At 74.3% G+C, this 26,040-nt stretch carries 20 protein-coding genes and 1 tRNA gene; 9 read left to right on the top strand and 12 right to left on the bottom strand.

Features of this window, described 5'->3' with window-relative positions; translation table 11 throughout:
- Nucleotides 1–10 precede the first annotated feature (10 nt).
- Nucleotides 11–1,261, top strand: a complete 1,251-nt coding sequence (locus TK50_RS17640; protein WP_043965130.1) for an APC family permease — start codon at nt 11–13, stop codon at nt 1,259–1,261.
- 20 nt (nt 1,262–1,281) lie between these two features.
- Here the strand turns inward: TK50_RS17640 and TK50_RS17635 are convergent, their stop codons facing one another.
- The gene (locus TK50_RS17635) at nt 1,282–3,078 is read right to left on the bottom strand and encodes a potassium channel protein (RefSeq protein ID WP_043965129.1); all 1,797 of its coding nucleotides are present in this window, start codon (nt 3,076–3,078) and stop codon (nt 1,282–1,284) included.
- A 99-nt stretch (nt 3,079–3,177) separates the two neighbouring features.
- Between TK50_RS17635 and TK50_RS17630 the strand changes: the two genes are divergently transcribed.
- Nucleotides 3,178–3,660: an MSMEG_6728 family protein gene (locus TK50_RS17630; protein ID WP_043965127.1), complete on the top strand. Its 483-nt coding sequence runs from the start codon at nt 3,178–3,180 to the stop codon at nt 3,658–3,660.
- Between the two features lie 35 nt (nt 3,661–3,695).
- A complete protein-coding gene (locus TK50_RS17625; protein ID WP_043965125.1) occupies nt 3,696–5,222 on the top strand; it encodes an FAD-dependent oxidoreductase in 1,527 nt (508 codons plus the stop codon).
- Between the two features lie 19 nt (nt 5,223–5,241).
- On the opposite strand, the gene adhE is transcribed toward TK50_RS17625, so the two are convergent.
- A complete protein-coding gene (gene adhE / locus TK50_RS17620) occupies nt 5,242–7,872 on the bottom strand; it encodes a bifunctional acetaldehyde-CoA/alcohol dehydrogenase (protein WP_043965123.1) in 2,631 nt (876 codons plus the stop codon).
- A gap of 215 nt (nt 7,873–8,087) precedes the next feature.
- Here adhE and TK50_RS17615 point away from each other — a divergent pair, with 215 nt between their 5' ends.
- Nucleotides 8,088–9,413, top strand: a complete 1,326-nt coding sequence (locus tag TK50_RS17615) for a hypothetical protein (protein WP_241774049.1) — start codon at nt 8,088–8,090, stop codon at nt 9,411–9,413.
- A 221-nt stretch (nt 9,414–9,634) separates the two neighbouring features.
- On the top strand, nt 9,635–10,078 hold the full coding sequence (locus TK50_RS17610; RefSeq protein WP_043965119.1) for an HNH endonuclease: 444 nt from the start codon (nt 9,635–9,637) through the stop codon (nt 10,076–10,078).
- 103 nt (nt 10,079–10,181) lie between these two features.
- On the opposite strand, the gene TK50_RS34970 is transcribed toward TK50_RS17610, so the two are convergent.
- The 3 genes from TK50_RS34970 to TK50_RS17595 form a co-directional block, all read right to left on the bottom strand.
- A complete protein-coding gene (locus tag TK50_RS34970; protein ID WP_241774048.1) occupies nt 10,182–11,804 on the bottom strand; it encodes a serine/threonine-protein kinase in 1,623 nt (540 codons plus the stop codon).
- A 66-nt stretch (nt 11,805–11,870) separates the two neighbouring features.
- Nucleotides 11,871–12,680 (bottom strand): enoyl-CoA hydratase/isomerase family protein, encoded by an 810-nt coding sequence (locus TK50_RS17600; RefSeq protein ID WP_043966436.1) that lies wholly within the window; start codon nt 12,678–12,680, stop codon nt 11,871–11,873.
- Between the two features lie 78 nt (nt 12,681–12,758).
- Nucleotides 12,759–15,155, bottom strand: a complete 2,397-nt coding sequence (locus TK50_RS17595; RefSeq protein WP_043965117.1) for a M4 family metallopeptidase — start codon at nt 15,153–15,155, stop codon at nt 12,759–12,761.
- A 166-nt stretch (nt 15,156–15,321) separates the two neighbouring features.
- On the opposite strand from TK50_RS17595, the gene TK50_RS32300 reads away from it, so the two are divergent.
- Nucleotides 15,322–15,870 (top strand): hypothetical protein, encoded by a 549-nt coding sequence (locus TK50_RS32300; RefSeq protein WP_052503861.1) that lies wholly within the window; start codon nt 15,322–15,324, stop codon nt 15,868–15,870.
- A 44-nt stretch (nt 15,871–15,914) separates the two neighbouring features.
- Here the strand turns inward: TK50_RS32300 and TK50_RS17585 are convergent, their stop codons facing one another.
- The 4 genes from TK50_RS17585 to TK50_RS17570 all read right to left on the bottom strand — a co-directional run bounded on the left by TK50_RS17585 (nt 15,915) and on the right by TK50_RS17570 (nt 17,650).
- Complete coding sequence (locus tag TK50_RS17585) at nt 15,915–16,559, bottom strand: histidine phosphatase family protein (RefSeq protein ID WP_043966432.1); 645 nt, start codon at nt 16,557–16,559, stop codon at nt 15,915–15,917.
- A gap of 78 nt (nt 16,560–16,637) precedes the next feature.
- Nucleotides 16,638–17,057, bottom strand: coding sequence for a VOC family protein (locus TK50_RS17580; protein WP_043965115.1), 420 nt, complete (start codon nt 17,055–17,057; stop codon nt 16,638–16,640).
- 35 nt (nt 17,058–17,092) lie between these two features.
- Nucleotides 17,093–17,491, bottom strand: a complete 399-nt coding sequence (locus TK50_RS17575; protein WP_043965113.1) for a helix-turn-helix domain-containing protein — start codon at nt 17,489–17,491, stop codon at nt 17,093–17,095.
- A gap of 82 nt (nt 17,492–17,573) precedes the next feature.
- Nucleotides 17,574–17,650, bottom strand: a tRNA-Thr gene (locus TK50_RS17570).
- 364 nt (nt 17,651–18,014) lie between these two features.
- Between TK50_RS17570 and TK50_RS17565 the strand changes: the two genes are divergently transcribed.
- A complete protein-coding gene (locus TK50_RS17565) occupies nt 18,015–19,106 on the top strand; it encodes an ABC transporter ATP-binding protein (protein ID WP_043965111.1) in 1,092 nt (363 codons plus the stop codon).
- A 133-nt stretch (nt 19,107–19,239) separates the two neighbouring features.
- Here the strand turns inward: TK50_RS17565 and rlmB are convergent, their stop codons facing one another.
- Nucleotides 19,240–20,370 (bottom strand): 23S rRNA (guanosine(2251)-2'-O)-methyltransferase RlmB, encoded by a 1,131-nt coding sequence (gene rlmB, locus TK50_RS17560; RefSeq protein ID WP_043965110.1) that lies wholly within the window; start codon nt 20,368–20,370, stop codon nt 19,240–19,242.
- Nucleotides 20,370–21,785, bottom strand: a complete 1,416-nt coding sequence (cysS, locus tag TK50_RS17555; protein WP_043965108.1) for a cysteine--tRNA ligase — start codon at nt 21,783–21,785, stop codon at nt 20,370–20,372. Before cysS ends, rlmB begins: the two co-directional genes overlap by 1 nt.
- Nucleotides 21,786–21,990: 205 nt before the next feature.
- Here cysS and TK50_RS17550 point away from each other — a divergent pair, with 205 nt between their 5' ends.
- Together TK50_RS17550 and TK50_RS17545 are read left to right on the top strand one after the other, a co-directional pair.
- Nucleotides 21,991–22,602, top strand: coding sequence for an IclR family transcriptional regulator (locus tag TK50_RS17550; RefSeq protein ID WP_043966431.1), 612 nt, complete (start codon nt 21,991–21,993; stop codon nt 22,600–22,602).
- A gap of 282 nt (nt 22,603–22,884) precedes the next feature.
- The gene (locus TK50_RS17545; protein ID WP_043966429.1) at nt 22,885–23,994 is read left to right on the top strand and encodes a hypothetical protein; all 1,110 of its coding nucleotides are present in this window, start codon (nt 22,885–22,887) and stop codon (nt 23,992–23,994) included.
- Between the two features lie 302 nt (nt 23,995–24,296).
- Here TK50_RS17545 and TK50_RS17540 read toward each other — a convergent pair whose 3' ends face one another.
- Nucleotides 24,297–25,967: a S8 family serine peptidase gene (locus tag TK50_RS17540; RefSeq protein ID WP_043966427.1), complete on the bottom strand. Its 1,671-nt coding sequence runs from the start codon at nt 25,965–25,967 to the stop codon at nt 24,297–24,299.
- Nucleotides 25,968–26,040 lie beyond the last annotated feature (73 nt).

Genomic DNA, 26,040 nt, shown 5'->3' with positions numbered 1-26,040 from the left:
GGTCCGGGTCATGGAGCGGCTGGCGCGGCGGTTGGGCGTACGCGATGCGGTGGTCATCGGTCTGGGGTCGATGCTCGGCGCGGGGGTCTTCGTGGTCTTCGCCCCGGCGGCGGCGTCGGCCGGCGGCGCGGGCCTGCTGGTGGCGCTGGCCCTCGCCGGGTTCGTGGCGTTCTGCAACGCGACCAGCTCGGCCCGGCTCGCGGCCCGCTACCCCGAGTCCGGCGGCACGTACGTCTACGGGCGGGAACGGCTGGGCCCGTTCGCCGGCTTCGTGGCGGGCTGGGGCTTCGTGGTCGGCAAGACGGCGAGCTGCGCGGCGATGGCGTTGACCATCGGGGCGTACCTCTGGCCGGGGCGCGCCCGGTTCGTCGCCGTCGCCGCCGTCGCGGCGGTGACCGCCGTGAACCTGCGCGGCATCGGCAAGACCGCGACGGCCACGAAGGCCCTGGTGGGCGTGGTGCTGGCGGTGCTGGCCCTGGTCGCGGGGGCCGGTCTGCTCGGCGGCGGCTTCGACGCGGGCCGGATCGCCGGGCCCGGCGCCTCCAGCAGCCCCGGCGCGCACGGCGTGCTGGCCGCCGCCGGGCTGCTCTTCTTCGCCTTCGCCGGGTACGCCCGGATCGCCACCCTCGGCGAGGAGGTGCGCGACCCGGAGCGGACGATCCCCCGGGCGGTGCCGCTGGCGCTCGGCGTGGTGCTGGCGATCTACCTGGTGCTGGCGGTGGTGGCGCTCGGGGTGCTCGGCCCCGGGCGGCTGGCCGCGTCCGCCGCGCCCCTGGCCGACGTGGTGACGGCCGCCGGGCTGCCCGGCCTGGCCTGGGTGGTGCGGGCCGGGGCGACCGTGGCGGTGACCGGGGTGCTGCTGTCGCTGGTCGCCGGGGTGGGCCGGACCCTGCTGGCGATGGCCCGCCGCCGGGACGTGCCGCACGGCCTGGCCGCCGTGCACCCCGTGCGCCGGGTGCCGCACCGGGCCGAGCTGGCGGTGGCCGCCGTGGTCACGGTCGTGGTGCTCGTCGGCGACGTACGCGGGGCGATCGGCTTCTCCAGCTGCACGGTGCTGGTCTACTACGCCATCACCAACGCCTCGGCGCTCACCCTGGGCCGCGACCCGGGCCGCCGGCTGCCGGTGCGGCTGCTCGCCGTGCTGGGGCTGGTCGGCTGCGTGGCGCTCGCGGTCAGCCTGCCGCTGGCCAGCGTGCTCGCCGGGTTCGGCGTGCTCGCCCTGGGCGCCGCCTGGTACGCCCTCCGCCCCCGACACCACTGATCAGTCGGGCAGTTGCCCCATCACTCCTCGCTCGTGCGGGGCGGGGGTGGGCCGGGCGGCGCGGCGGGCGGGGGCTCCGGGGCGGGCGGGGTGGTCTCGCGCAGCAGGGCGGTCAGCCCCGCCCGGCGGGCCACCACGGTCAGCCGGTCCCCGGCCGTGATCACCAGGCGGGGGTCGGCCGACCAGTCCGCCTTCTGGCCGGGGCGGGCGTGCGCGAGCAGACGTACCGCGCCGGGCTGGGCCACGGCGGACAGCGGGCTGCCGTCCAGCGGCGACCCGGCGACCACCTGGACCTCGGTGACCAGAAGGGCGTGCCGACCCACCGGGATGGTGGCGATCACCGCCCGGTCCAGCAGCGCGGCGGCGAACGACGGCGCGGCGAGATACGACACGCTGCGCGAGATGCCGATGCCGAACGCCTTCTGGACGCGCTCTGCGAAGTCGCCGTCGAACAGGCGCAGCACCACCCGCAGGTCGGGGGTGAGCCCCCGCGCGTTCAGCGCGGCCCGCAGGTTGACGTCGTCGTCGGTGGAGACCACCACGAGGGCCTGGCAGGTCTCGACGGACGCCGACCGCAGCGTCTCCTCCCGACCGGCGTCGCCGATCACCACCGGCACGCCGAGCCGGTGCGCCAGCGACGCGCCCCGGGCGTCCGGGTCCTTGTCGATGGCGACCACCTCGACGCCGAAGTCGTTGAGCTGGGCCATGACGCGGGTGCCGATGTTGCCCAGCCCGACGACCACGACGTGCCCGGACCGGGCGGGCTGGATCCGGCCGGTGTGCAGGGCCAGCCGGGCGTTGACGATCCCGTCGACGACCACGGCCGTGATCAGCGGGATCAGCGCCAGCCCGGCCAGGTTGAGCACCACCTGCATGATCTGCGCGGCGACGGGCTTGGCGACGTCCGGGTCCTCGCCGGTGAGCGTGGTGACCAGGGTGAGGTAGAGCGCGTCGGCCCAGCCCACGTGCGCGGCGCGGGCGTTGAGCCAGCCCAGCGCGGCGATCACGGCCAGCAGCACCAGCACCGCGATCCCGATCTTGCGGGTGGCGAAGCTGCGGACCGCCCGCAGCAGCACGGCGACGGGCCGCCGCCGGCGGCGGGCCCGGACCAGCCGGCGGGCGGCCAGCTCCGTGCCGGGCGGCTGCCCGGTCGCCTCGGCCAGCACCACGTCGGCCGTCGACTCGTCGGCGGGCAGGACCTGCGGCCGGGCCGCATCCCGGGTGTCGGCCACCCCGCACACGACGTCCTTTTCGCGTACGTCGGCGCGACGCGCCACGTAGAGGGTGCGCCCGCCGTGCCGGAAGTGCGTCGGGGCGACCTCGCCGAGCGCGGCGGCCACGAACGCGGGGGCGGCCATGGACGCGTCGGAGAGCACCGCCGAGTCGGGGAAGAGCTGCCGCAGCCCGTTGGCGAGGCTGGTGTTGAACATGCGTACCACCAGCCGCAGCCGGGGCTCCACCTCCTGCGCGCAGAGCGCGGCGTGCATGTTGCCGACGTCGTCCTGGTGCAGCAGCGCCAGCCCGTCCGCGCCGGTCAGGCCGGCCCGCCGGAACGTCACCTCGTCGAGCCGGTCGGCGCGGACGACGTGGAGGCCGGGAAGGTCGCGCCCGTCGGGGCCGTCGGAGCGGCGGCGCTCCGGCACCACCAGGGTGATCCGCGCCCGGCCGGAGTCCAGCTCGGTGGCGAGCAGCGCCCGTACCACCCAGTAGGCCAGCGGATCCGACCCGCAGACGACGTAGTGCGGCCGGGTCTCCCCGTTGACCCGCAGCCGCCAGCCGGTCGCGCGGCGCGCGCGGTCGCGCAGGGGCTCCGCCATGCGCCGAATCGTAGTCAGCGACGCGGAGCCCGCGCAGCCCCGTGATCATGAACGATCATCGGGAACGATTGTCGCGCCCGGGGACGGGTAGAGCGGGGCATGCAGACGTTCCTGCCGTACCCGGACTTCCTGGCCAGCGCGCGGGCGCTGGACACCCGGCGGCTCGGCAAGCAGCGGGTGGAGGCCATCCAGGTGCTGCGCGGGCTGACCCGACCCGGGTACGGCTGGCGCAACCACCCGGCGGTGAAGATGTGGGCCGGGTACGAGGAGGCGCTGGTCCGCTACGGCCTGGACGTCTGCGCGGTGTGGTGCGGGCCGGGGCGGGCCGACACCTGCGCGGCGACGCTGGTCGCCGACCTCGCCGCCGCCTGCGGCGTGACCACCGTACGCACCCAGGCGGAGCTGGCCGACGCCGGTGAGCTGCCGCCGTGGCTGGGCCGCGACGACCTGCACCGCAGCCACCGCTCGTCGCTGCTGCGCAAGGACCCGGACCACTACCGCCCGATCTTCGGCGACGTCGACCCCGACCTGGAGTACGTCTGGCCCGCCTCCGACCGCGAGCGCCGCTGCCCCGCGCCCTGACAGGCCCTTCCTCGCACCTCGGGCAGACTGGGCGCATGGCACTGTCTCAGGTGGTGGGTCGGCTGATCGGCGTACGGCAGCACGTGGTGGACCCGGGCGGCGGTGGCGCCCACCGCGTGCCGCGCCCGGTGGAGGCCGTGGTCGTCGGCGGCGGGATCGCCGGCATGTCGGCGGCGGTGGTGCTCGCCGAGCGCGGGGTGCGGGTGACGGTGCTGGAGGCCGCCCCGACCCTCGGCGGCCGGCTCGGCGCGTGGCCGCAGGAGCTGGCCGACGGCGTCCAGGCCAACGAGCACGGCTTCCACGCGTTCTTCCGGCAGTACTACAACTGGCGGTCGATCCTGCGCCGGGTCGACCCGGAGCTGCGGTTCCTCAAGCCGATCCCGGGCTATCCGATCCTGAGCGCCGACTGGCCGACGGAGGAGTTCGGGCGGCTGCCGCCGGCACCGCCGGCCAACCTGCTCGCCCTGCTGCTGCGCAGCCCCAGCCTGCGCCTGGCCGACCTGCGGGCGATGGACCGGGACGCGGCGCTGCCGCTGCTCACCTACGACCCGGTGCGCACGTACGCCGAGTTCGACGACAGGACCGCCGACGAGCTGCTGAACTCGCTGCGGCTGCCCGACCGGGCCCGGGCGATGCTGTTCGAGGTCTTCTCCCACTCGTTCTTCAACCACGAGGCGGAGATGTCGGCGGCCGAGATGATCGCCCAGTTCCACTTCTATCTGCTCGGCAACCCGGAGGGGCTGGCGTTCGACTGCCCCGACGAGGACTACGGCAGCGCCATCTGGCAGCCGCTGGCCCGGCACGTCGAGCGCCACGGCGGGCAGGTACGCACCGGCTTCGCCGCGACCCGGCTGGACCGCACCCCCGACGGCTGGCGGGTGAGCGCCGCCGACGGCACGGCGTACCCGGCCGGGCACGTGGTGCTCGCCGTCGACCCGCCGGCCCTGGCCGCCCTCGTCGCCGCCTCGCCGGTGCTGACCGGGGCCGCACCGGAGCTGGTGGCGGCGATGCCCGCGTTCGGCACCCCCGGCCCGCCGTACGCGGTGGCCCGCTACTGGTGCGACGGGGACGTCGACGCCGGGCGGGCGGTGTTCAGCGGGGTGTCCCGCCAGCCCACCCTGGACTCGGTGACGCTCTACCACCGGCTGGAGAACGAGTCGCGCCGCTGGGCGGAGCGCACCGGCGGCTCGGTGCTGGAGCTGCACGCGTACGCCTGCGAGCCGGGCGTGCCGGCCGAGGAGCTGGCCGAGCGGATGCGCGCCGAGCTGGCGGCGCTGTGGCCGGAGGCGGCCCGGCTGCGGGTGCGTGAGCTGCGGGCCCGGGTCGAGGCGCAGGCCCCCGCGTTCACCCCGGGCAGTCACGCCCGGCGGCCGGGGGTACGCACCGACGCCGAGGGGCTGTACCTGGCCGGCGACGGCATCCGCACCGACTTCCCGAGCGCCCTGATGGAGCGGTCCGCGGCGACGGGGATCGTCGCCGCGAACCACATCCTGCGTGCCGAGGGCGGGGCGGCCGAACCGGTCCGCTCGATCCGCCCCCGCGGCCTCCTCGCCGGCCGGTAGGGAAGGGCACCCCGTTGCGTCAGGCGGTCCAGCGCGTGCCGTGGTACGCCGCCCGCATGAGCTGCTGCATGTCGTCGAGCATCGGCATCCTGGGGTTGGCCGGCGCGCACTGGTCCTCGTACGCGTTGAGCGCCTGCTGCGGCAGGGCCGCCTCGAACGCCGCCTCGTCCACCCCGATCGCGGCGAACGACGGCTCGATGCCGACCGCGTCGCGCAGCCGCTCCACGGCCGCCGCCAGCGACTCGACGCCCTCGGCCGGGGTGGCCGCCGGCAGGCCCAGCGTCCGGGCGATCTCGGCGAACCGCTCCGGCGCGCGGTAGCTCTCGTACTTGGGCCAGCCGGAGAGCTTCGACGGGACGGTGCCGTTGTAGCGGATGACGTGCGGCAGCAGCACCGCGTTGGTGCGCCCGTGGGCGATGTGGAAGGTCGCTCCGAGGGTGTGCGACATGGCGTGCACGATGCCGAGGAACGCGCTGCCGAACGCCATCCCGGCGATGGTGCCGGCGTTGTGCATCCGCTCCCGCGCCTCGGCGGCGTCGCCGGTCGCGGCGGGGCCCGCGTCGCCGCCGGTCACCGAGCGCTCCAGGTTGGCGAAGACCAGCCGGATCGCGTGCAGGGCCAGGCCGTCGGTGAAGTCGTTGGCGTAGACCGACACGTACGCCTCGATGGCGTGGGTGAGCGCGTCGAAGCCGCTGTCGGCGGCGATGGCGCGCGGCATGCTGGCGGTCAGCACCGGGTCGACGATCGCCACGGTCGGGGTGAGCGCGTAGTCCGCGAGGGGGTACTTCTTGCCGGTGCGGCGGTCGGTGATGACCGCGAACGGGGTCACCTCCGCCCCGGTGCCCGAGGTGGTCGGCACGCAGACCAGCCGGGCCTTCTCGCCGAGGGTGGGGAAGGCGAAGGCGCGCTTGCGGATGTCGAAGAACTTCTCCCGCAGGTCGTCGAAGACCACCTCGGGGTGCTCGTAGCGCAGCCACATCACCTTGGCGGCGTCCATCGCCGAGCCGCCGCCGAGGGCGATGATCGTGTCCGGCTGGAAGGAGCGCATCAGGGCGGCGCCCCGGTCGACGGTCTCCACGCTGGGCTCGGGCTCGACGTCGTCGATGATCTGGAGCGCGATGTGGCCGGGGCGGCGCTGGAGGATCCGGTTGACCCGGTCGACGAAGCCGAGGCGGGTCATGGTGGCGTCGGTGACGACGGTGACCCGGTGCACGTCGGGCATCTCGGCGAGGTACCGCAGCGCGTTCGGCTCGAAGTAGATCTTCGACGGGACCTTGAACCACTGCATGTTGTTGGTCCGCCGGCCGATCCGCTTGATGTTGACCAGATTGACCGCCGAGACGTTGTTCGACACCGAGTTGCGGCCGTAGCTGCCGCAGCCGAGGGTCAGCGACGGCAGGAAGGCGTTGTACATGTCGCCGATGCCGCCCTGGGAGGCCGGCGAGTTCCAGATGATCCGGACGGCCTTGACCCGCTGCCCGAACTCCTCGACCAGCGCCTCGTCCTCGGTGTGGATCACCGCGCTGTGGCCGAGGCCGTGGAACTCGACCATCTCCTTGGCATACCGCAGGCCCTGCTCGCGGGTCGGGGCGCGCAGCACCGCGAGGACCGGGCAGAGCTTCTCCCGGGTCAGCGGCTCGTCGGGGCCGACGCGGTCGACCTCCGCCAGGATGATCGAGGTACGCGGCGGAACGGTGATGCCGGCCCGCTCGGCGATCCACTCCGCCGACCGCCCGACGACGTCCGGGTTGAGCCGGCCGGCGGGGAACAGCAGCGCCTCCAGCTTCGCCTTGTCCTGCGCCGACGCCACGTACGCGTGCAGGGCCCGGAACTCGTCGAGCGCGGCGTCGGCGACGGCCTCGTCGAGGATCACCGCCTGCTCCGAGGCGCAGATCATGCCGTTGTCGAACGCCTTGGACAGCACGATGTCGTTGACGGCGCGCTTGAGCTTCGCGCTGGCCTCGACGTACGCGGGCACGTTGCCCGCACCGACGCCGAGCGCCGGCTTGCCCGCCGAGTACGCGGCGCGGACCATCGCGTTGCCGCCGGTGGCGAGGATGGTGGCGATGCCGGGGTGGTGCATGAGCGCGGTGGTCGCCTCGACCGACGGCTGCTCGATCCACTGGACGCAGTGCTCGGGCGCGCCCGCCGCGACGGCCGCGTCGCGGACCGTGCGGGCCGCCTCCACGCTGCACCGCTGCGCCGACGGGTGGAACGCGAAGACGATCGGGTTGCGGGTCTTCAGCGCCAGCAGGGCCTTGAAGATGGTGGTCGAGGTGGGGTTGGTGACCGGGGTGATGCCCGCGACGACGCCGACCGGGTCGGCGATCTCCACGATGCCGTCGATCTCGTCGCGGCTGATGATCCCGACGGTCCGCACCCGCGCCATGCTGTGGGTGACGTGCTCGCAGGCGAAGATGTTCTTCACGGCCTTGTCCTCGAAGACCCCCCGGCCGGTCTCCGTCACGGCGAGCTGGGCGAGTTCGGCGTGCCGGTCCAGGGCGGCCACGGACGCCTTGCGGACGATCCGGTCGATCTCCTCCTGGGTGAACCGGTCGTACTCGGCCAGGGCCTTGAGCCCGTCGGAGACGAGGGCGTCGACCATGGCGTCGAGCTCGGTCGACGGGGCGGTCCTCGGTTCGGCCTTCATCTGTCACACCTCGGCGGTCGCGGCTTCTTCGGTCACCTTCAGCATCGATCGCCGGCGATCCCGAGGGTGGTGCGGAAGGGCCCCTCCGGCACCGCCGAAGGTCCCGACCCCGCACCCCAATTGACCACAAAGCAAACTATTGGTGCATATGCTCGAAGGGGTGCCCGGGTGGCCGGCAGGGCCCACCCGGGAGGTCGGACGGGGGGTGTCGACGGGTGTCGACGGTGCACCAGCGGGGCGCGGGACGCGAACCGGCCGCTGGCGACGCGGCCGACGGGCCGCCGCCCGGCGACGCCTACGGCGGCCGGGCCGGCGACGCGTACGGCGGGTCGGGCGTCGACCCGTTCGGTCGCCGGGGCGACGACGCGGCCGGGCGGCTCCGGGACGAGCGGGGCTGCGTCGTGACGGCCCTGCGGCTGGGCTGGTGGATGGCCGACGCGTACCACCACGCGCAGACGGCCGACCTGTCGGCGCCGCAGCGGCGTCCGGGCGGGCCGCCGGCGAAGCTGACCAACCTCACCGAGATGTCCGGCCGGCGGCGGCTGCGGATGCACCTCGACGGGATCGACGTCGCGCTGGCCCAGATCGCCGAGCTGACCGGCACCGGTGCCACCGCGCCGTCCACCGCCGCCACCCGGGCGGCCACGCCGACCGACACGACGGCGGCGGAGGCGACAGCGGCCCTGCCGGCCGAGACGACACCGGCCCCGGTGGGAGAGGAGACGGCGGCGCTGCTGCTCGCCCTGGACGACCTCAACGTGGACGTGCTGCGCTGGGCCATGGCCGCCAACCCCCGGGTCGGGCTGGCGTACCGCCTCGGCCGGTCGCTGGCCGACACCGTCCGGCACGGCGAGGCCGAGCAGGTGCCGTGGCGCTTCGCCGGCCGGCAGCACGAGATCAGCCGGTGGCTCGACGAGCTGGCCAGCGTGCTGCCGCCGTACTCGGCCGCCGTCGTGCGCCGGTCGCTGCGGGCGTGGGCCGACGCGGTCACCCGAGCCCTGGTAGGCGACCCGGCCGAGGCCGGCCTCGACGAGTTGGCCCGCGAGCTGCGCAACCAGGGCGACCGGTGGCGCAACGTGCTGACCGGGGGGCTGCACCCACGCGACCTGCTCGACGAGGAGGACTACGCGGTCGTCGCCCGGAACGTGATCATCCGGGACCGGAAGCTGGTCGTGCAGGCGGCCCGGGGGATCTTCTGGCCCGTGCTCGTACCCCTGCTGGTGGTGCTGTTCGCGGTGGTCGGGGTGAGCGCCGCCGCGGCGGCCGGCTCCCCCACCACCCGCGCGGCCGTCGCCCTGGTCGGGCTCGGCGCCGGCCTGACCGCGATCTGGCGGACGGTGTCCGGGCCGACCCTCGCCGTCGCCGGGGAGGTCAACCGGCCGCTGCTGGAGGGGGAGCTGACCGTGCGGATGGCCGGCCGGGTCGACGGGCCGCTGGCCGACGCGCGGGCCGCCGCCCGGACCCGACGGCCACGCCACCCGGACCAGGTCCCCGGAGGATCGAAATACGTTGCCGGCCTCACCCCCGCCGACCTACCGTGATCGCGCAAGGTCAACCAGCCAACCGGGAGACGGTCATGTCGTTGTCGCACGTCAGAGGCGTGTCGTCGGCGCTGCCCGTCGACGGTTGCCGATTCTCCCCGCCCCGGGAAGGGTGGCCCGGCTGACGCGCCTCCGCATGCGTCGAGCCGCCCGTCCCCGCCGGACCCGGGCGGCTCTTCGCTGTCCGGCCCGACCCACCGTCGCCCCTGGAAGGAGACCCGGTGGACGCCGTCCTCGTCATCAACGCCGACCTCGGCCCGCTGCACCGGGTCACCGTCCAGCACGCGATCCGGATGCTCTGCCGCCGGGTCGCCGAGATCCACGAGGCCGAGCCGGACCGGGTGATCGGGATCTTCCCGGTCCCCCGGGTGGTCCGCCTCGTCCGGTACGTGGTGACCCGCTGGCGGTTCAGCGCCGGCCCGGCCTGGTCCCGGGCGGGTGTGCTGCGCCGCGACGACCGGTGCTGCGCCTACTGCGGCGGGCCGGCCAGCACCGTCGACCACGTCCTGCCCCGCTCGCGCGGCGGCCGCAACACCTGGCGCAACACCACCGCCGCCTGCTACGCGTGCAACCAGCGCAAGGGCGACCGGACACCGGCCGAGGCGGGCATGCCGCTGCGGCACGAGCCGGCCGTACCGAGCTGGGCGTCGCTGGCGGGGCGGTGACCGGCCGGCCGGCGGGAACGGGGGGCCGCGTCGGGGGTACGCCCCGGCGCGGCACCCGCCGGCCCCGGCCGGGCAACCTCAGGCCGTGACACCGCGGGCCGGGTCAGCGCTCGGTCTCGCGTACCCTCGGCACCACCTTGCCGTTGGCGCAGCTCGCCCGGACGTCGCTGGCGTGGGCGGCGGAGCCGAGCACGACGCGGACCTCCCGGGTGGGGCCCGGCACGTACTCCTCGACCTGGTAGCCGTCCGCCGGCACGGTCGACGTCACCGCCGCACTCTGGCCCGTGCAGGAGACCCGGACGATGCCGCCGCTCGCGCGCACCGCGACCGTCGGCGGCTCGGCGGGGGCCGGCTCGGCCGGGTCCTCGCCGGAGTCCGGGGCGGACGACGACGCGGAGGTGGAGGGGGACGGGGCCGCCGACGGCGACCTGCCCGACCCCCCGGGGGCCGACGGGCCCGGGGCCCCGCCGCCCGGGGCGGGGCTGCGGGCGGGGTCGCCGGGGCGCGGCGAGCCGTCGTCCCCGGCGGGGACGCCGACGTCGCCGGTGGGCCGGACCTCGCCGACGGGGGCGACGACCTCGTCGGCGGAGGGCACCGGCGACCCGGTCGGACCGGCCGCGCCGGACCGGTGCGGGCGGGACGAGTCGGCGAGTGAGCCGGCGGTCGCCACGGCGATGACCAGCGCGGCGGCGACCACGAGCAGGGCCCGGTACCGCCGCCGGGCCGGATCCCGACGGGGCGCGGGGCGCGGTGCCGGCCCGCGCGGCGCTTCGCCGGAGCCGGCCTCCGCCCCGCCCCCGCCCGCGGCACCGGACCGACCGGCACCGCCGGACCGGTCGGCACCGCCGCCGGCCGGGCCGTCACCGGCGGCGGCAGCGGTCGGCTCGGGCCGGGCCGCCTCGGCGGCCCGCATCCGGGTGACCACCGCCGCCAGCCGCGCCGCCGCCTCCTCGGCGGACGGCCGGGCGGCCGGGTCCTTGGCGAGGCAGCGCCGGCACAGCTCGGCCACCTCGGCGGGAACGCCGTCGACCGGCGGCAGGGGCCTCGGCTCGACGTAGACGTGGGCCCGCAGCATCTGGGTGGGGGTGTCGGTCTCCCAGGGCAGCTCGTCGGTGAGCACAAGGTGGACGAGCAGCCCGAGCGCGTAGACGTCGGAGGCGGGCACCACCTCCCCGGCGTCGAGCCGCTCCGGTGCCAGGTACGAGGGGGTGCCCAGCAGCTTGCCGTCGAAGTCGATCTCCGGCTGGCCGACGGCGGCAGCCGTGCCGAAGTCGACCACCTTCGCCCCGGACGGCGTGAGCACGACGTTGGCCGGCTTGACGTCGCGGTGCACCAGACCCCGCGCGTGCGCCGCGGCGAGCGCGGCGGCGACCTCCGCGCAGATCCGCAGCCCCTCCACCGCCGGCAGCGGTCCGTCGTCGAGCCGCCGGGCCAGGGTGGGACCACGCAGCAGCTCCATCACGACGTACGGCGCGGGCTCTCCGGTGTGGGTCAGCGCCTCGCCGTAGTCGTACACGTTGGTGACGTTCGGGTGCGAGAGCCGGGCGGCGGCCTTCGCCTCGGCGCGGATGCGTCGGCGGGCGGCCCGGTCCGAACCGAGCAGGACCTTGACCGCCACCTCGCGTTCCAACAGCTCGTCGTACGCCCGGTGGACCACCGCCGTGCCGCCCTTGCCGATGCGATCTCCCAGGCGGTACCGGCCGTTGAGGAATTGATCGATCTGCACCGGCACAGCGTGCCAGTATGGGCCCCGTCACACCAACCGATCATCGAGAAAACCCGATCGGGCAGGTCAGGGCCCGGGTGCCGGGCGTTCCGGTGTGGACGGTCCGTCGGCGGCGGGCGGGGCCCAGCCGAACCGGGGCGCCCGGCGCCCGTTGGCGGCCGCCACCCCCTCCCGGGCCTCCCCGCTGTCCCGGACCTGCCCGTGCCACCAGGCGATCCGTTCCGCGTCGGCCCGGTCGTCGACGATCTCCTTCGCGGCGGCGACGGTGAGCCGGGAGCGCTCGGCGATCGTGGCGGTGAGCGCCGCCACCCGGGCGGCGAGCCCGTCCGGCGGCAGCACCTCGTCGACCAGGCCGATCCGCAGGGCCCGCTCGGCGTCGATCAGCTCGGCGGTGAAGAGCAGGTGCTTCGCGGCCGACGGGCCGACCAGCCGGGCCAGCCGCCGGGTGGTGGGCGCGGGATAGACCAGGCCGAGCCGGGCCGGCGGCACCCCGAACCGGGCGTCGGCGGCGGCGAGCCGCAGGTCGCAGGCCACCGCGAGCTGGCAGCCGCCCCCGACGCAGGCACCCTCGATCGCGGCGACGGTCGGCCGGGCGAAGGCGGCGAGCCGCTCCTCGGCGGCGACGGCGATGCTGGCGTCACCGGCGTCGAGCAGCTCGTCGAGGTCACCGAGGTCGGCGCCGGCGCAGAACGTGCCGGCCGCGCCGGTGAGCACCAGCGCGCGGATCCGCTCGTCGGCCTCCAACCGGTCCAGCAGCACCGGCAGCCGCCGCCACATCGCCCGGGTCATCGCGTTGCGCCGCCCCGGATTGGAGATCACGATCGTGGCCACCGGGCCGGTCGTCCCGACGGTCAGCTCCGCGTCCGGCACCGCCACCACCCCTCGACGATAACGACGTGGGCCCGGCGGCCACCCGAGTGGGGTGGCCGCCGGGCCGGGAGAGGTACGGCTACGTCAGGCGACGTCGACCGCGGTGTCGTCGACGACGAAGGACGTCTGGAGCGAGAAGTCCTCGGTGCCGGTGAACTTCAGGGTGACGGTCTGGCCGGCGTACGCCGCCAGCGAGAACGACTTCAGCGAGTACCCGGTGGCCTTGTTCAGGTTCGAGTACGTGGCCAGGGTCGCCAGCACCGTCCCGGACGAGTTGAGCACCTGCACGGAGAGCTTGTCGTACTGGGTGCTCGTGGTGCTCTCGGCCGAGTCGATGTGCAGCCAGAAGCTGAAGTTGTACGAGCTGCAGCCCGCCGGCAGGCTCACCGACTGGGACAGCGTCTCGGTGTTGCTGGTGGCGCGCCCGTTGAGCCAGGCGCTGTAGGTGCCGGTGCGGGCCGGCTGGCTGGTGCCGTGCTGGGCGATGACGCCGGAGGAGGCCGTCCACACCGTGTTGCCGGACTCGAAGCCGGCGTTGCCGAGCTTCTGGCCCGCGCCGGTGCAGCCGCCGCCGACGCTGCTCACGGTCAGCGTGTAGGTGGCCGTGTGGTTGATCGAGGTGCCGGTGCCGGTCACCGTGACGGTGTAGGTGCCCGCCGGGGTGCTGGCGCTGGTGGCGATGGTGAGGGTGGACGACGCGCCCGAGGTCACCGAGGCCGGGCTGAACGACGCGGTCGCGCCGGAGGGCAGGCCGGACGCGGAGAGCGCGACGGTCTGCGCGGTGCCGCTGGTGGTGGCGGTGGCCACGCTGGTGCTGGCGGAGCCGCCGGCGGTGACCGAGCCGGAGGTCGGCGAGAGCGTGACGGAGAAGTCGTTACCGGTCGACGAGCAGGGCGCGTCGCTGCCGGCCACGTTCACCGCGGTCCACGCCGCCTGGACGGCCTTGTACTCGGTGGAGCAGCTGCCGTACAGGTCGGTGGCCGCCCTCAGGCTGTACGCCCGCGCGGTGTTCGCCGGGTTGCTGGTGTTGACGTACGACGTGTTGGAGGTGAAGTACACGTCGAGCGCGCGGAACCAGATCTTCTCGGCCTTGGCCCGGCCGATGCCGGTGACCGCCGGGGCGGAGCCGCAGACGGGCGAGGTGCCGTACGCGGTCGCGCCGGTGCCCTCGGCGAGGTTGAAGTAGAAGTGGTTGCCGACGCCGGAGGAGTAGTGCACGTCCTTGTTCTTGGTGCTGGTCGACCAGCACGAGTCGGACGAGCCGTCCAGCGACGGGTTGTACATGTAGCGCAGCGGCGTGCCGTTGCCGTTGATGTTGATCTTCTCACCGACCTGGTAGTCGCCCGGGTCGCTCGGCGCGGCGGCGTAGAACTCCACCATGTTGCCGAAGATGTCGCTGGTGGCCTCGTTCAGGCCGCCGGACTCGCCGGAGTAGACCAGGCCGGCGACGGCCTCGGTGACGCCGTGGCTCATCTCGTGGCCGGCCACGTCGAGGGAGACCAGCGGACGGGAGTTGCTGGACCCGTCGCCGTAGGTCATCCGGGAGCCGTCCCAGAAGGCGTTGACGTAGTTGTTGCCGTAGTGCACCCGGCTCGGCACACCCGCGCCGTTGCCGAAGATGCCGTTGCGGCCGTGCACGTTCTTGAAGTAGTCGAACGTCTTGGCGGCCCCGAAGTGGGCGTCCACGGCGGCCGACTGCCGGTTGCTGTTGGCGCCGGTGCCCCAGACGTTGTCGGCGTCGGTGAAGGTGGTGCAGGTCGACGTGCCGTTGTTCATGTCGCAGGTGGTGCCGTTGCCGCGCACCGGGTCGATCATCTGGTAGGTGCTGCCGGAGAGCGTGGTGTCGATGGCGACCGCGCCGGTGTAGATGCCGGTTCCGCTGCCGGCGACCGACTCGATCTCGTCGTACGAGCCGATGAGCGCGCCGGTGACGGCGTCGGTGATCACGTGCAGCTTCGACGGGGTCTGCTTGTCGGCCTTCCAGCCGGTGACGACGGTCTCCCAGGCCAGGCGGCCCTTGCCGGAGCTGGCGTCGACGAAGAGCTCCGGGGTGCCCACGGCGGTGAGCGAGCCGGAGAACTCCTTGCGCGCGGCGGCCTTGGCCTTGGCGGAGGTGACCTTCGGGCTGGTGCCGAGGGTCAGCGGGGCGGCGAGGCCCACGGAGGCCCCGGCGTACTGGCCGTTCGCGGTGGCGTGGATGACGAAGTCACCGCCGTAGACGCGCAGGCCGTGGTAGGTGCGGGTGTAGCGGGTGTGTGAGGCACCGCTGCCGTCCACCTTGGTGCGGACGACCTGGTAGGCCTCCGCGCCGGTCCCCTGCACGGCACCGGGGTTGGCGCGCAGGACCGAGTCGGCACGGGCCGCGGCGGCGGCGTCCGGGGTGGGGGCGGCGGGGGGTGCCGCTTGCGCCGTGGTGGTGACGCAGGCGAGCAGGCCGCCGGTCAGCAGCGCTGCGCTCGCAGCGGCGAGGGTTTTCTTCACGTGCCCTCCTGGCAAGAAGATGTGACGGGGGTAGTCACGCATGTAGATATAGAGACACATGAACGGGAGGGGAAGGGTGGGAACGCTTTCCGACCCCAACACTGGCCGAACGGATGAGTAACGGCAGGTGACGGAACCGGGTCGAGTCCGGACACGTCCCACCAATATGAGATCGACTCTCCTCCGCGCCGTCCTCGTCGCCGCCGCCGTCACCGCGTCGCTGGCGTCGGTCGGATGCTCCGCCGGCGACCCGGGCACCCCCACGTCGGCCCCCTCCGGCGTCACCGGCCCGACGCCCGCCCCGGACGCGCCGACCACCGGCCCGGCGGGGTCCACCGGAGGCCCGGCGACCACCGGCACCGCCGCCCCGGTGGCCGCCGACCGCGTGGTCGTGCGGCGCTCCGGCGGCTACGGCGGGCTGGACGACACCGTCACCGTCGAGCCGGACGGCCGGTGGACGGCCGTCGACCGGGCCGGCGCACGGCGGACCGGCCGGTTCACCGGGGCCGACCTCGACCGGCTGCGGCAGCTCGCCGCCGCCCCCCGGATCGCCGAGGGCGGCACGGACGACTCCGACGGCCGCTGCGGCGACGCCTTCGAATACCAGGTCAGCGTCGGCGGCGCCACGGTCGACTGGACCGACTGCCCGGTCGCGGGCACGCCGCCGCCGGCCGCGGCGGCGCTGGCCGAGTTCGTGCTCACGGCCGCCCGCTGACCCGGGGTGGAGGTCATCGCCGGCGACGACGCCCCGCCGGGGGATCAGAAGCGGTAGGCCGCCGGGAGGCCGGTGGCCCGCAGGTCCGGCGGCAGGTGGGACACGTCGTTGACCGCGACCAGGGTCGCCGGGCCGACCGAGTGGTAACGGATCACGGTCAGGCCGGCGTTGTGGTGGCCCAGCCCGAGCCAGCGCCCCGGCGGCGCGTCCAGCGCGTGCCGCACCAGCCAGGCGATCAGGAAGGTGTGGGTGACCACCAGGACCCGGTCGTCGCCGTCGGCCGGCACGGCGGCGAACCGGGCCACGGCCGCCGCCGTCAGCCGCGGCCCGTCGACCCGCTCGGCCGGCGAGTAGGCGGCCAGGAGCCTCGCGTACGCCGGGGGCAGGCCCGCCGGGTCGGTGTCGTGCGGCAGGTGGTCGCCGGCCAGTTCGGTGGCGTACACCGGGACACCGGGCAGCGACCGGGCGACCAGCCCGGCGGTCTGCGCGGCCCGGGGCAGCGGCCCGTGGTGGACGGCGGCGAACGGCACCTCGCGCAGCCGCTCGCCGAGCAACTCCGCCTGCCGCCGGCCCCGGGCGGAGAGGCCGACCTCCGGCGGGTCGCCCGAAGCGCCGTCGGGCCCGTCCTGCCCGTCGGCGGGCCGGTCCTGCTCGCCGTGCCGGGCCAGGAAGAGCAGGCGGCTCGCCATCGTCACCTCACCGGTCGGGAGGCGCGATGCTAACCCGCGCGCCCGCCGCCCGCCGGCCCGGCCGACACGGGAACGGGCTCAGCCGCGCGGGAACATCTGCCCGATACGGATCTTGTTGCCGAACGGGTCCCGGATGCCGAAGTCGATGCCGTACGGGCGCTCGGTCGGCTCGTCGGTGATCTCCACGCCCTTGCCGACCAGGTCCTCGTACGTCTTCTGCGCGTCGTCGGTGGTCATGAAGAGGTAGCCGCCCAGCGCGCCCTTGGTGAGCAGCTCCCGCACCTGCTCGGCCGTCGCCGGGTCGAGGGCCGGCGGCCCCGGCTTCTCCAGCAGGATCTCCCGCTCCGGGTCGCCCGGCAGGTTCACCGTCAGCCAACGCATGAAGCCGAGATCGGCGTCGGTGTTGACCTCCATGCCGAGCTTGCCCACGTAGAAGTCGAGCGCCTCGTCCTGGTCGAGCACGTAGATCTGGGAGCGGCTGATCGCGTTCATCGTCATGCCCGGAACGCTATGCGACCGCCCTGACCTGCTGCTTATCCAAAACTGCTGGGTCGCGTCCAGGCCTTGGCGAAGCAGGCGGGCACGTCCGCCGGTGCCCGGCCCCGCCGGTACGCCGTCGGCGGCTCGCCGACGATCCGGTGGAACGTCCGGCTGAACGTCCCGAGGCTGGCGAACCCCACCGCGAAGCAGACGTCGGTGACGTCCCGGTCGGTCTGGGTCAGCAGGTACATGGCCCGCTCGACCCGACGACGTTGCAGGTAGCGGTGCGGGGTCTCGCCGAAGGTGGCCCGGAAGGTGCGGATGAAGTGCGCCGGCGAGACGTGCGCGATCCGCGCCAGGGCGGGGATGTCCAACGGCTGGGCGTACGACCGGTCCATGGCGTCGCGGGCGCGCAGCATCGCCCGGTTGGACTCCTCCACGGCGCGGCTCATCCCACCCCCGTCGCGCTACGGTCGCCGTTGCTGTCACGCCACCGGGACGGCCCGGCAGGACGCCGGAACCGCCTTGTGGGACTGGAGCCCCCGGCCGGGATCGAACCGGCGACATCTCGCTTACAAGGCGAGTGCTCTGGCCAGCTGAGCTACAGGGGCGCATCGTGCGTGGTCAGCATAAGCGACAGAGCTGCGAACATCCCCCTCGGCAGCCCCTCCGAGCACGGAAAACGCAATCTTTCCGAACCGGGAGGCGACCGTTCGTCGCCGGCCCGGCGAAACCGCGCGGAGATTGATGCCCGGCTGTGCCCGACTGACCGGAATGCGTATGCCGTCCGTCCCACCCGATGCTTCATGTCTTGGCAGGATACGAAAAGGCGTTTACCGTGCAGTGACACGGATGACACTTCCGGTGGCCCCGGCTGCCCGGCGTGTCGCCCGATGGCCGGCGTCACACGACGCCGGTCGCTCCTTCACTCGGATCGTCCGGCACGTTCCTGCCGGTGAAAGGAAGCGCTCCAGCATGGCTACGGTCACCTACGCGAAGGCGTCCCGCATCTACGCGGGCACCGAGCGTCCCGCAGTGAACCAGCTCGACCTCCAGATCGGGGACGGCGAGTTCCTGGTCCTGGTCGGCCCCTCCGGTTGCGGCAAGTCCACCAGCCTGCGCATGCTCGCCGGCCTGGAGGACGTCGACGACGGCGCGATCTACATCGACGACCGCGACGTCACCCACCTGCCGCCGAAGGCCCGCGACATCGCGATGGTCTTCCAGAACTACGCCCTCTACCCGCACATGTCGGTGTACGAGAACATGGCATTCGCGCTCAAGCTGCGCAAGACCCCCAAGGACGAGATCGACCGGCGGGTGAAGGAGGCGGCCGGGCTGCTCCAGCTGGAGGAGTACCTCAGCCGCAAGCCGAAGGCCCTCTCCGGCGGTCAGCGCCAGCGGGTCGCGATGGGCCGGGCGATCGTCCGCGAGCCGCAGGTCTTCCTCATGGACGAGCCGCTGTCGAACCTCGACGCCAAGCTCCGGGTGCAGACCCGTACCCAGATCGCGTCGCTGCAGGCGAAGCTCGGCATCACCACCGTCTACGTCACCCACGACCAGGTCGAGGCCATGACCATGGGTCACCGGGTGGCGGTCATGCTCGACGGCGTCCTCCAGCAGGTGGACACCCCCCGGGCGCTCTACGACACCCCGGCCAACGTCTTCGTCGCGGGCTTCATGGGCTCCCCCGCCATGAACATCAAGACCGTCCCGTTCAGCGAGCAGGGCGCGGCGTTCGCCGAGATGAACATCCCGCTGACCCGCGAGCAGGCCGAGGCGGCCCGCGCCGAGGGCGGCAACAACAAGGTCACCGTCGGGTTCCGCCCGGAGGACTGCGACCTGGTCAGCCCCACCGAGGGCGGCATGCCCGTCGTGGTCGAGCTGGTCGAGGACCTGGGCTCCGACGCGAACGTCTACGGCCACGCCGCGCTGGAGGGCCACAACGAGCGCTTCGTGGTCCGCACCGACCGGCGCACCATGCCGAACATGGGTGACACCGTGTTCGTCAAGCCGCGCGCCGGGCGTACCCACGTCTTCAACGCCGCCACCGGCAAGCGGATCTGACGCAGCAGCACGGGAAGGGGCGGTCCGCCGGGTGGCGGGCCGCCCCCTTCGCGTACGCCTGCCGGAGCCGGACGCACGCCGGGCCGCCCCCCTGGTGCGGGGACGGCCCGGCGCGTCGGTCGGGTGCGGTGGGTCAGGACTCCGCGGCCCGGCGGCGGGCCACCTCGGCGAGGGTGACCGCGGCGGCGACACTGGCGTTGAGCGACTCCACCTCGGAGACCATCGGGATGCTCACCGTCAGGTCGCAGGTCTCGCCGACCAGCCGGGACAGCCCGCGCCCCTCGGAGCCGACGACCACGACCAGCGGGCCGACGGCGGCCTCCAGGTCGTACAGGTCGGTGTCGCCGTCGGCGTCCAGGCCGACGACCATGAACCCGGCGTCCTGGCACGCCTTCAGCGACCGGGTCAGGTTGGTGACCTGGGCGACGGGCACCCGCGCCGCCGCGCCCGCGCTGGTGCGCCAGGCGGTCGCGGTGATCCCGGCGGCCCGCCGCTCCGGCACGAACACGCCCTGCGCGCCGAACGCCGCGGCGGACCGGATCACCGCGCCGAGGTTGCGCGGGTCGGTGACCCCGTCGAGGGCCACCAGCAGCGGGGCCGTCTGCTCCAGCGCGGCCGCCACCAAATCCTCGAACGGCTCGTACGCGAACGGCGGCACCTGGAGGCCGATGCCCTGGTGCAGCACCCCGCCGGTCATCCGGTCCAGCTCGGCCCGGCTGATCTCCAGGATTGCGATGCCCCGGTCGGCGGCGGTGCGGACGATCTCGGTGACCCGGTCGTCGATCTCGATGCCGTGGGCCGTGTAGAGCGCGGTGGCCGGCACCTGGGCGCGCAGCGACTCCAGCACCGGGTTGCGCCCGACCAGCAGCTCCGGGCTGTCCTTCGCCGGGTTGGACTTGCGGCCCGGCGCGACCCGGGGCCCGCTGCGGGCGGCCGGCTTGCCGCCCCGGCCGCCGGCGCCGCCCCGCAGGGTCGGCACCCCCCGGCCGCCGCCCCTGCCCCAGGTGGTGTCCTTGGTGCCCGGCTTGCCGACCTTCGGGGTGCGCCCCTCCTCGGCCGCCGCCCGGCGCTCCTTGTCCTGCTTCCAGGCGGTGCGCTGGGGCAGCTTCTCGGTGCCCGAGTAGGCCTTGTGCCAGGGGCGCTCGTCGGCGGGCAGGGTCTTGCCCCGGCCCGCGAGGGCGTCCTTGTTCTTGCCACCGGAGCCCTTGGGGGCACCTGCCTTCGACGTCAGTCGCCGGCCACGGCGCTGCGAGTTGCCGGCCATCAGTCCTGCTCTCCAATAGTCCAACGGGGGCCCTGGGGGGTGTCCTCGACCACCACGCCGGCCAGCTTGAGCTGGTCGCGGACTGCGTCCGCGGCCGCCCAGTCCTTGCGGCTGCGGGCCTGCGCGCGCTGCTCCAGGGCCAGCGCGACCAGTGAGTCGACCACGCCGCGCAGGTCGTCCACGCGGCCGCCGCCGGTCCAGGCCTCGTCGAGGGGGTCGATCCCGAGGATATCCAGCATCGCCCGCGCGGAGCCGAGCGCCGTGCGGACGGTCACATCGTCGCCGGCGGCCAGGGCGGTGTTGCCCTCCCGGAGCACCTCCTGGAGGACCGCGAGCGCGGCCGAGGTGTTCAGGTCGTCGTCCAGGGCGGCGACGAAGCCGGCCGGCAGCTCGCCGAGCCCGCCGGGGCCGACCCGCTCGGCGGCCCGCTGGACGAACCCCTCGATCCGCCGGAAGCCGCTGGCCCACTCGCGCAGCGAATCCTCGGTGTAGTCGATGTGCGACCGGTAGTGCGCCGCCGCGTAGTAGTAGCGCAGCTCGATCGGGCGCACCCCGAGCGAGGCGACGTACGCCAGGTCGAGGGCGTTGCCGAGCGACTTGCCCATCTTCGCCCCGCCGATGCCGAGCAGCCCGTGGTGCACCCAGTAACGGGCGAACGGCAGGCCGGCCGCCTGCGACTGGGCGATCTCGTTCTCGTGGTGCGGGAAGGTCAGGTCGAGCCCGCCGCCGTGGATGTCGAACTCTTCGCCGAGGTAGCGCCAGCACATCGCCGAGCACTCGATGTGCCAGCCGGGCCGCCCCCGCCCCCACGGCGACGGCCAGTAGGCGTCGGCCGGCTCGTCGGGCTTCGCGCCCTTCCACAGGGCGAAGTCGCGCGGATCGCGCTTGCCCCGCTCCGGGGCGTCGTCGGCGGCCTGCATCGCGTCGGGCGACTGCCCGGACAGCGCGCCGTACGCCGGCCAGGACGCCACGTCGAAGTAGACGTCGCCGGAGCCGTCGGTGGCCGGGTAGGCGTGCCCGGTGTCGATCAGCTTCGCGATCAGCTCGTGCATCTCGGGGATGTGCCCGGTGGCCCGCGGCTCGTACGTCGGTGGCAACACGTTCAGTGACCGGTAGGCGGCGGTCAGGGCCCGCTCGTTGGCGTACGCGATCGACCAGAACGGCCGGTCCTGCTCGCAGGCCTTCACCAGGATCTTGTCGTCGATGTCGGTCAGGTTGCGGATGAACCGCACCTCGAACCCCCGGGCCAGCAGCCAGCGGCGCAGCACGTCGTAGTTGACGCCGGAGCGGAGGTGGCCGATGTGCGGGGGACCCTGGAGCGTGAGACCACACAGGTAGACCCCCACCTTGCCGGCTTCCCGCGGGACGAAGTCCCGCACCGATCGGGTGGCGGTGTCATACAGGCGTAGCGTCACGGCTCCAGGGTAGCCGTCCGCGCGTTGCCGGTTCGCCCCGCGCCGGGTCGTCCGCCGCCCCGCGTTCCCGGTTCGTCCCGTGCCGGGTCGTACGCTGCCCCTCGTGGATGAGGCGGCGCGGCAGGAGCGCACGACGACCCGGACCGACGACGGCACGCGCGGTGGTGAGCGCGGTGGTGAGCGCGGTGGTGAGACAGCTCAGACGCTGGATCGGGGGCTGCGGCTGCTGCACCTGGTCGCCGACGCACCGGGCGGGCTGACCGTCACCGAGGCGGCCAACCGGCTCGGCATCGGCCGGGCGGCCGTCTACCGGCTGGTCGGGGCGCTCAGCGGGCACGGCATGGTGCGCCGCGACGGCGACGGCCGGCTGCGGCTCGGCGCAGGCGTGCTGCACCTGGCCAGGAGGGCCCAGCCGCTGCTCGCCGAGGGGGCGCTGCCCGCCCTGCGGCGGCTCGCCGAGCAGGCCGGCGCGACCGCGCACCTGACCGTCGTCGAGGGCGGCGAGGGGGTCGCCCTGGCGGTGGTGGAGCCGAGCTGGACGTCGCTGCACGTGGCGTACCGGACCGGGACGCGGCATCCACTGGAGCGGGGGGCGGCCGGGCGGGCCATCCTCGCCGCCCGCACGGGATCCGCCGGCCCGGTGAGCACCAGCGGCGAGTTGCAGCCCGGGGCGTACGGCGTGGCCGCGCCGGTGCTCGGCGTGCCGGGGCTGGAGGCGAGCGTCGGCGTGGTGGCGCTGGCCCCGCTGGACCCGGAGTCGGTCGGCGAGCAGGTGCTCGCGGCAGCGGCGGCGATCAGCGCGGCGCTGGCCCCCTGACGCAGGCCCGATCCGGCCCGCCCGACCCGGCCCGCCCTGGTCAGGCTGGGCCGGTCTGGCTGGGCCCGGCATGTGGGGCGGGCCGGCTGGGCTGGTGGGCCCGGCATGTCGGCGACATGGCGGTATCCCCGCCGCCGGATACCCCCACCTTGCCGACATCGCGTCCCCGCTAGCACATTCGAGGGCGGGTCGGGCGGTTATCCACAGGGTGGGGAGCCGGCGAGGTGGCCGGTTGTCCACAGGGGTGTCGCTGGGCGTACCGGGGCGGTGACGCTGGTCGACATGCCCCCACAACCTTCCCGCCCCGCTGCCCTGGCCCGGCAGGTCTTCCGCGGCTCGGAGGCCGTCCGGCTCGGGCTGCTCAGCCGGCACCAGCTCCGCGGCGCGTCCTGGCTGCGCCTGCGTCAGGACGTGTACGCCGACGCCCGACTCCACCGAGACCACGGCCTGGCCTGCCGCGCCGCCGTGCTGCGGTTGCCGCCCGAGGCGGTGCTCGCCGGCCCGTCGGCGGCCTACCTGCTCGGCGTCGAACACGCCGCCTCGTTCACCGACGACGTGCATGTGCTCGTCCCCCGGTCGGCCCGGATCGACTCACAGCCCGGCATCCGGGTGCACACTCTCGGCGCTGCTCCGGCGCTCTTGCCAGTGGGTGGCGGCCCGGCCACCCGGGCGGGCGACGGCCGGACACTCGACGGCCGGGCGGGTGGCGACCGGACGCTCGACGACCACCCAGCCGGCAGCCGGACGGGTGCGGCGGGAGCCGCCGCCGACCCGGCCTCCGGTCCCGCCACCGCCGGCCAGGGAGCCGTCGAGAGGACCGCCGCCGGGCTGGGCATCATCGACGGGACCGCCGCCGGTGTCGGGTCCCTGCGGTGGACGCAGCCGGCCCAGGCCGCATGGGAGACGGCCGTGTGGCTGGAGCCGTTCGAAGCGGTGCCGATCGTCGACAGCCTGCTCGGCCGAGGGCTGGTCACCTGGGATGACCTGACGGCGGTCACCGAGCACAACGCCGACCGGCCGGGCGGGCGGCGCGCCCGCTGGGTGTTCGGGCTCGCCGACGGCGGCGCGCAGTCGCCACCGGAGTCACAGCTGCGGTTGCGGCTGGTGCTCGCCGGCCTGCCCCGCCCGGTGACCCAGCACCCGGTTCGGCTGGCGTCGGGCCTGGTCCTGCACCCAGACCTGGCCTGGCCGGCCTTCCGGGTCGCCGTCGAGTACGACGGGCACTGGCACGCCGACGCCGAGCAGCTGCACCGCGACCGCCAGCGGCTCAACCACCTCGTCGGGGCGGGCTGGGTCGTGCTGCACGTGACCAGCCGCCGCCTCCACCGGGATTTCCCGGCGGTGGTCCGCGAGGTGCGCGCCGCCCTGGTGTCCCGAGGCTGGCGGCGATGACCCGCCCCAACCCGGCAGCCTGGCCCCGAACGGGCCTGTGCCTGGGCCTGAGCCGGGGCGCGGCGGGGCCGGGGGTTGCGCTGCCATGTCGGCGACAACGTGCCATCCCAGGCCCCTGGACCCCGCCATGTCGCCGACATGGCGCAACGCCAGCGAGGCCCGCAACACGCGCAACGCCAGCGACGCCCGGAACCCCGGCGACGCCCGCAACACGAGCGACGCCAGCTACGCCCGCAGCCGGAAACGCGCGAGGGCCCGGGCGACCGTGGTCGCCCGGGCCCAGCCGGAGAGGATCCGGGATGTCACATGCGGGTCGTCACCGCGGCGTACGCGTCGATGATGCCGTGACCGTAGAAGCCGTTGAACGTCGAGCTACCGGCGCAGAAGGCGTCGAACTCGGCCGGACGGCCCTCGTTGGTGTAGGTCTGCAGCCGGGGCTCCGGGCAGGCGCGCTCGGCGGCGGTGCGGTAGAGCTGCCGCTCCACCTTGTCCGGGTCCATGCCCAGACCGCCCTTGACCTTCTTGCCGTACTTGCTGACGATCAGCGCGGCGACGCCGCTGACGTGCGGCGACGCCATCGAGGTGCCCTGCAGGTAGGTGTAGTAGCCGCAGTCGCCGTTGGCCTTGCACTCCTTGAACACCGACTCCTCGAAGCCGGCGACGATGTTGCCGTTCTCGTCGACGGAGCCCTCCTCCTGGAGGACGTGCTTCGGGTACGCGGAGAGGATCATGTTGGAGTCGAGGCGGTAGGTGTCGGTGCCGTAGCCGTCGCGGAACCAGCCGCCCGGCGCGGCCACGGCGATCTGCTCGGTGCCGTAGTTCGAGTAGTCGGCCTTCTTGCCGGACGGGCCGACCGCCGACACGCCGATCACGTGCGGGCCCTCCACCGGGAAGTCCCAGCAGCTCGCGTTGTCGATCGGCCGCTCGTACGGGTCGGCGCCGTAGTCGGGGCTGGAGAAGTCGGTGCGCGGGGCGCCCAGGTCCTCGTGGTTGTTGCCGAGCGAGCCGACCAGGGTGACGCCCTTGCGGTGCGCGTAGTTGAGCGCCCGCGTCATGGCCTCGATGGTCGCCCGCTGCTCGGCCTGCGCCTCAGGCGAGTCGGCCGGGTTGGCCGTGCAGTTGTAGAGCCACGGGTCGACGTAGAACGACATGTTGACCACGTCGAGGCCGGCCTTGCCGGCGTGGACCAGGGCGTTGACGACCGGGTCGAGGAAGAAGTAGCCGGAGTCCTGGCCGCCCTTGAGCTCGACCAGGGTCACGTTCGGGGCGACGCCGGAGAGCCCGAAGCCGTCGGCGGCGGCGCCGATGGTCCCGGCGACGTGGGTGCCGTGCCCGCCGTCGTCGGTGCCGACCGGGTCGAGGCAGCTCGCCACCTCGCACGGGCCGTCGACCTCGGGGATGTCGGGGGCGAAGTTGCGCGACAGTGACCAGCTGAAGTTCGCCGCCAGGTCGGGGTTGCTGGCGTCGAGGCCGGTGTCGAGGACGCCGACGGTGACCCGGCGGTCGCCCGGCTCCACCTTGCGCGCCTTGTCGGCCCGGATCATGCCCAGGCCCCAGAGCTTGTCGTCCAGCGGGTCCAGCTTCGCGCCCCGCTTGGCGGGGGCGCCCTTCGCCTTGGCCTTGGCCTGGGCGAGGAGGTTCTCCTGCTCGACCCGGTCGAGCTTCGGCTTGCGGCCGATGGCCTTCTTCTCGGCCGCGCCGAGCAGGGCGGCGTTCGCGGCGGCCCGGCTGGCGAAGTCGGCGCGGTCGCTGGTGACCTGGTACAGGCCGACCTCGTCGGTGCGGGACACGACCGTGCCACCGGCGGCCTTGATCGCGGCGATCGCCGCGTCGGCGGAGACGCCGGACTCCGCCACGACGGTGAACTCCCGGGTCACGGTCGGCTCGGCATTGGCCGGGCCCACCACGCCGGTCACCGTGAGTGCCAACGCCGTTGCGGTTGCGACGGCACCGGCGGTGAAGCGCTTGCTCACCACATCAGATCCTCTCGTTGAGGGACGTGGCAGCCATCCCATACCACCGGGGAGCGTTCCGCTAGATGGGAGT

The organism is Micromonospora haikouensis (genome assembly GCF_000876225.1).
Lineage (GTDB): Bacteria > Actinomycetota > Actinomycetes > Mycobacteriales > Micromonosporaceae > Micromonospora > Micromonospora haikouensis.
The sequence above is the reverse complement of the archived record's forward strand: the minus strand, read 5'-3'. Positions and strand labels throughout refer to the sequence as shown.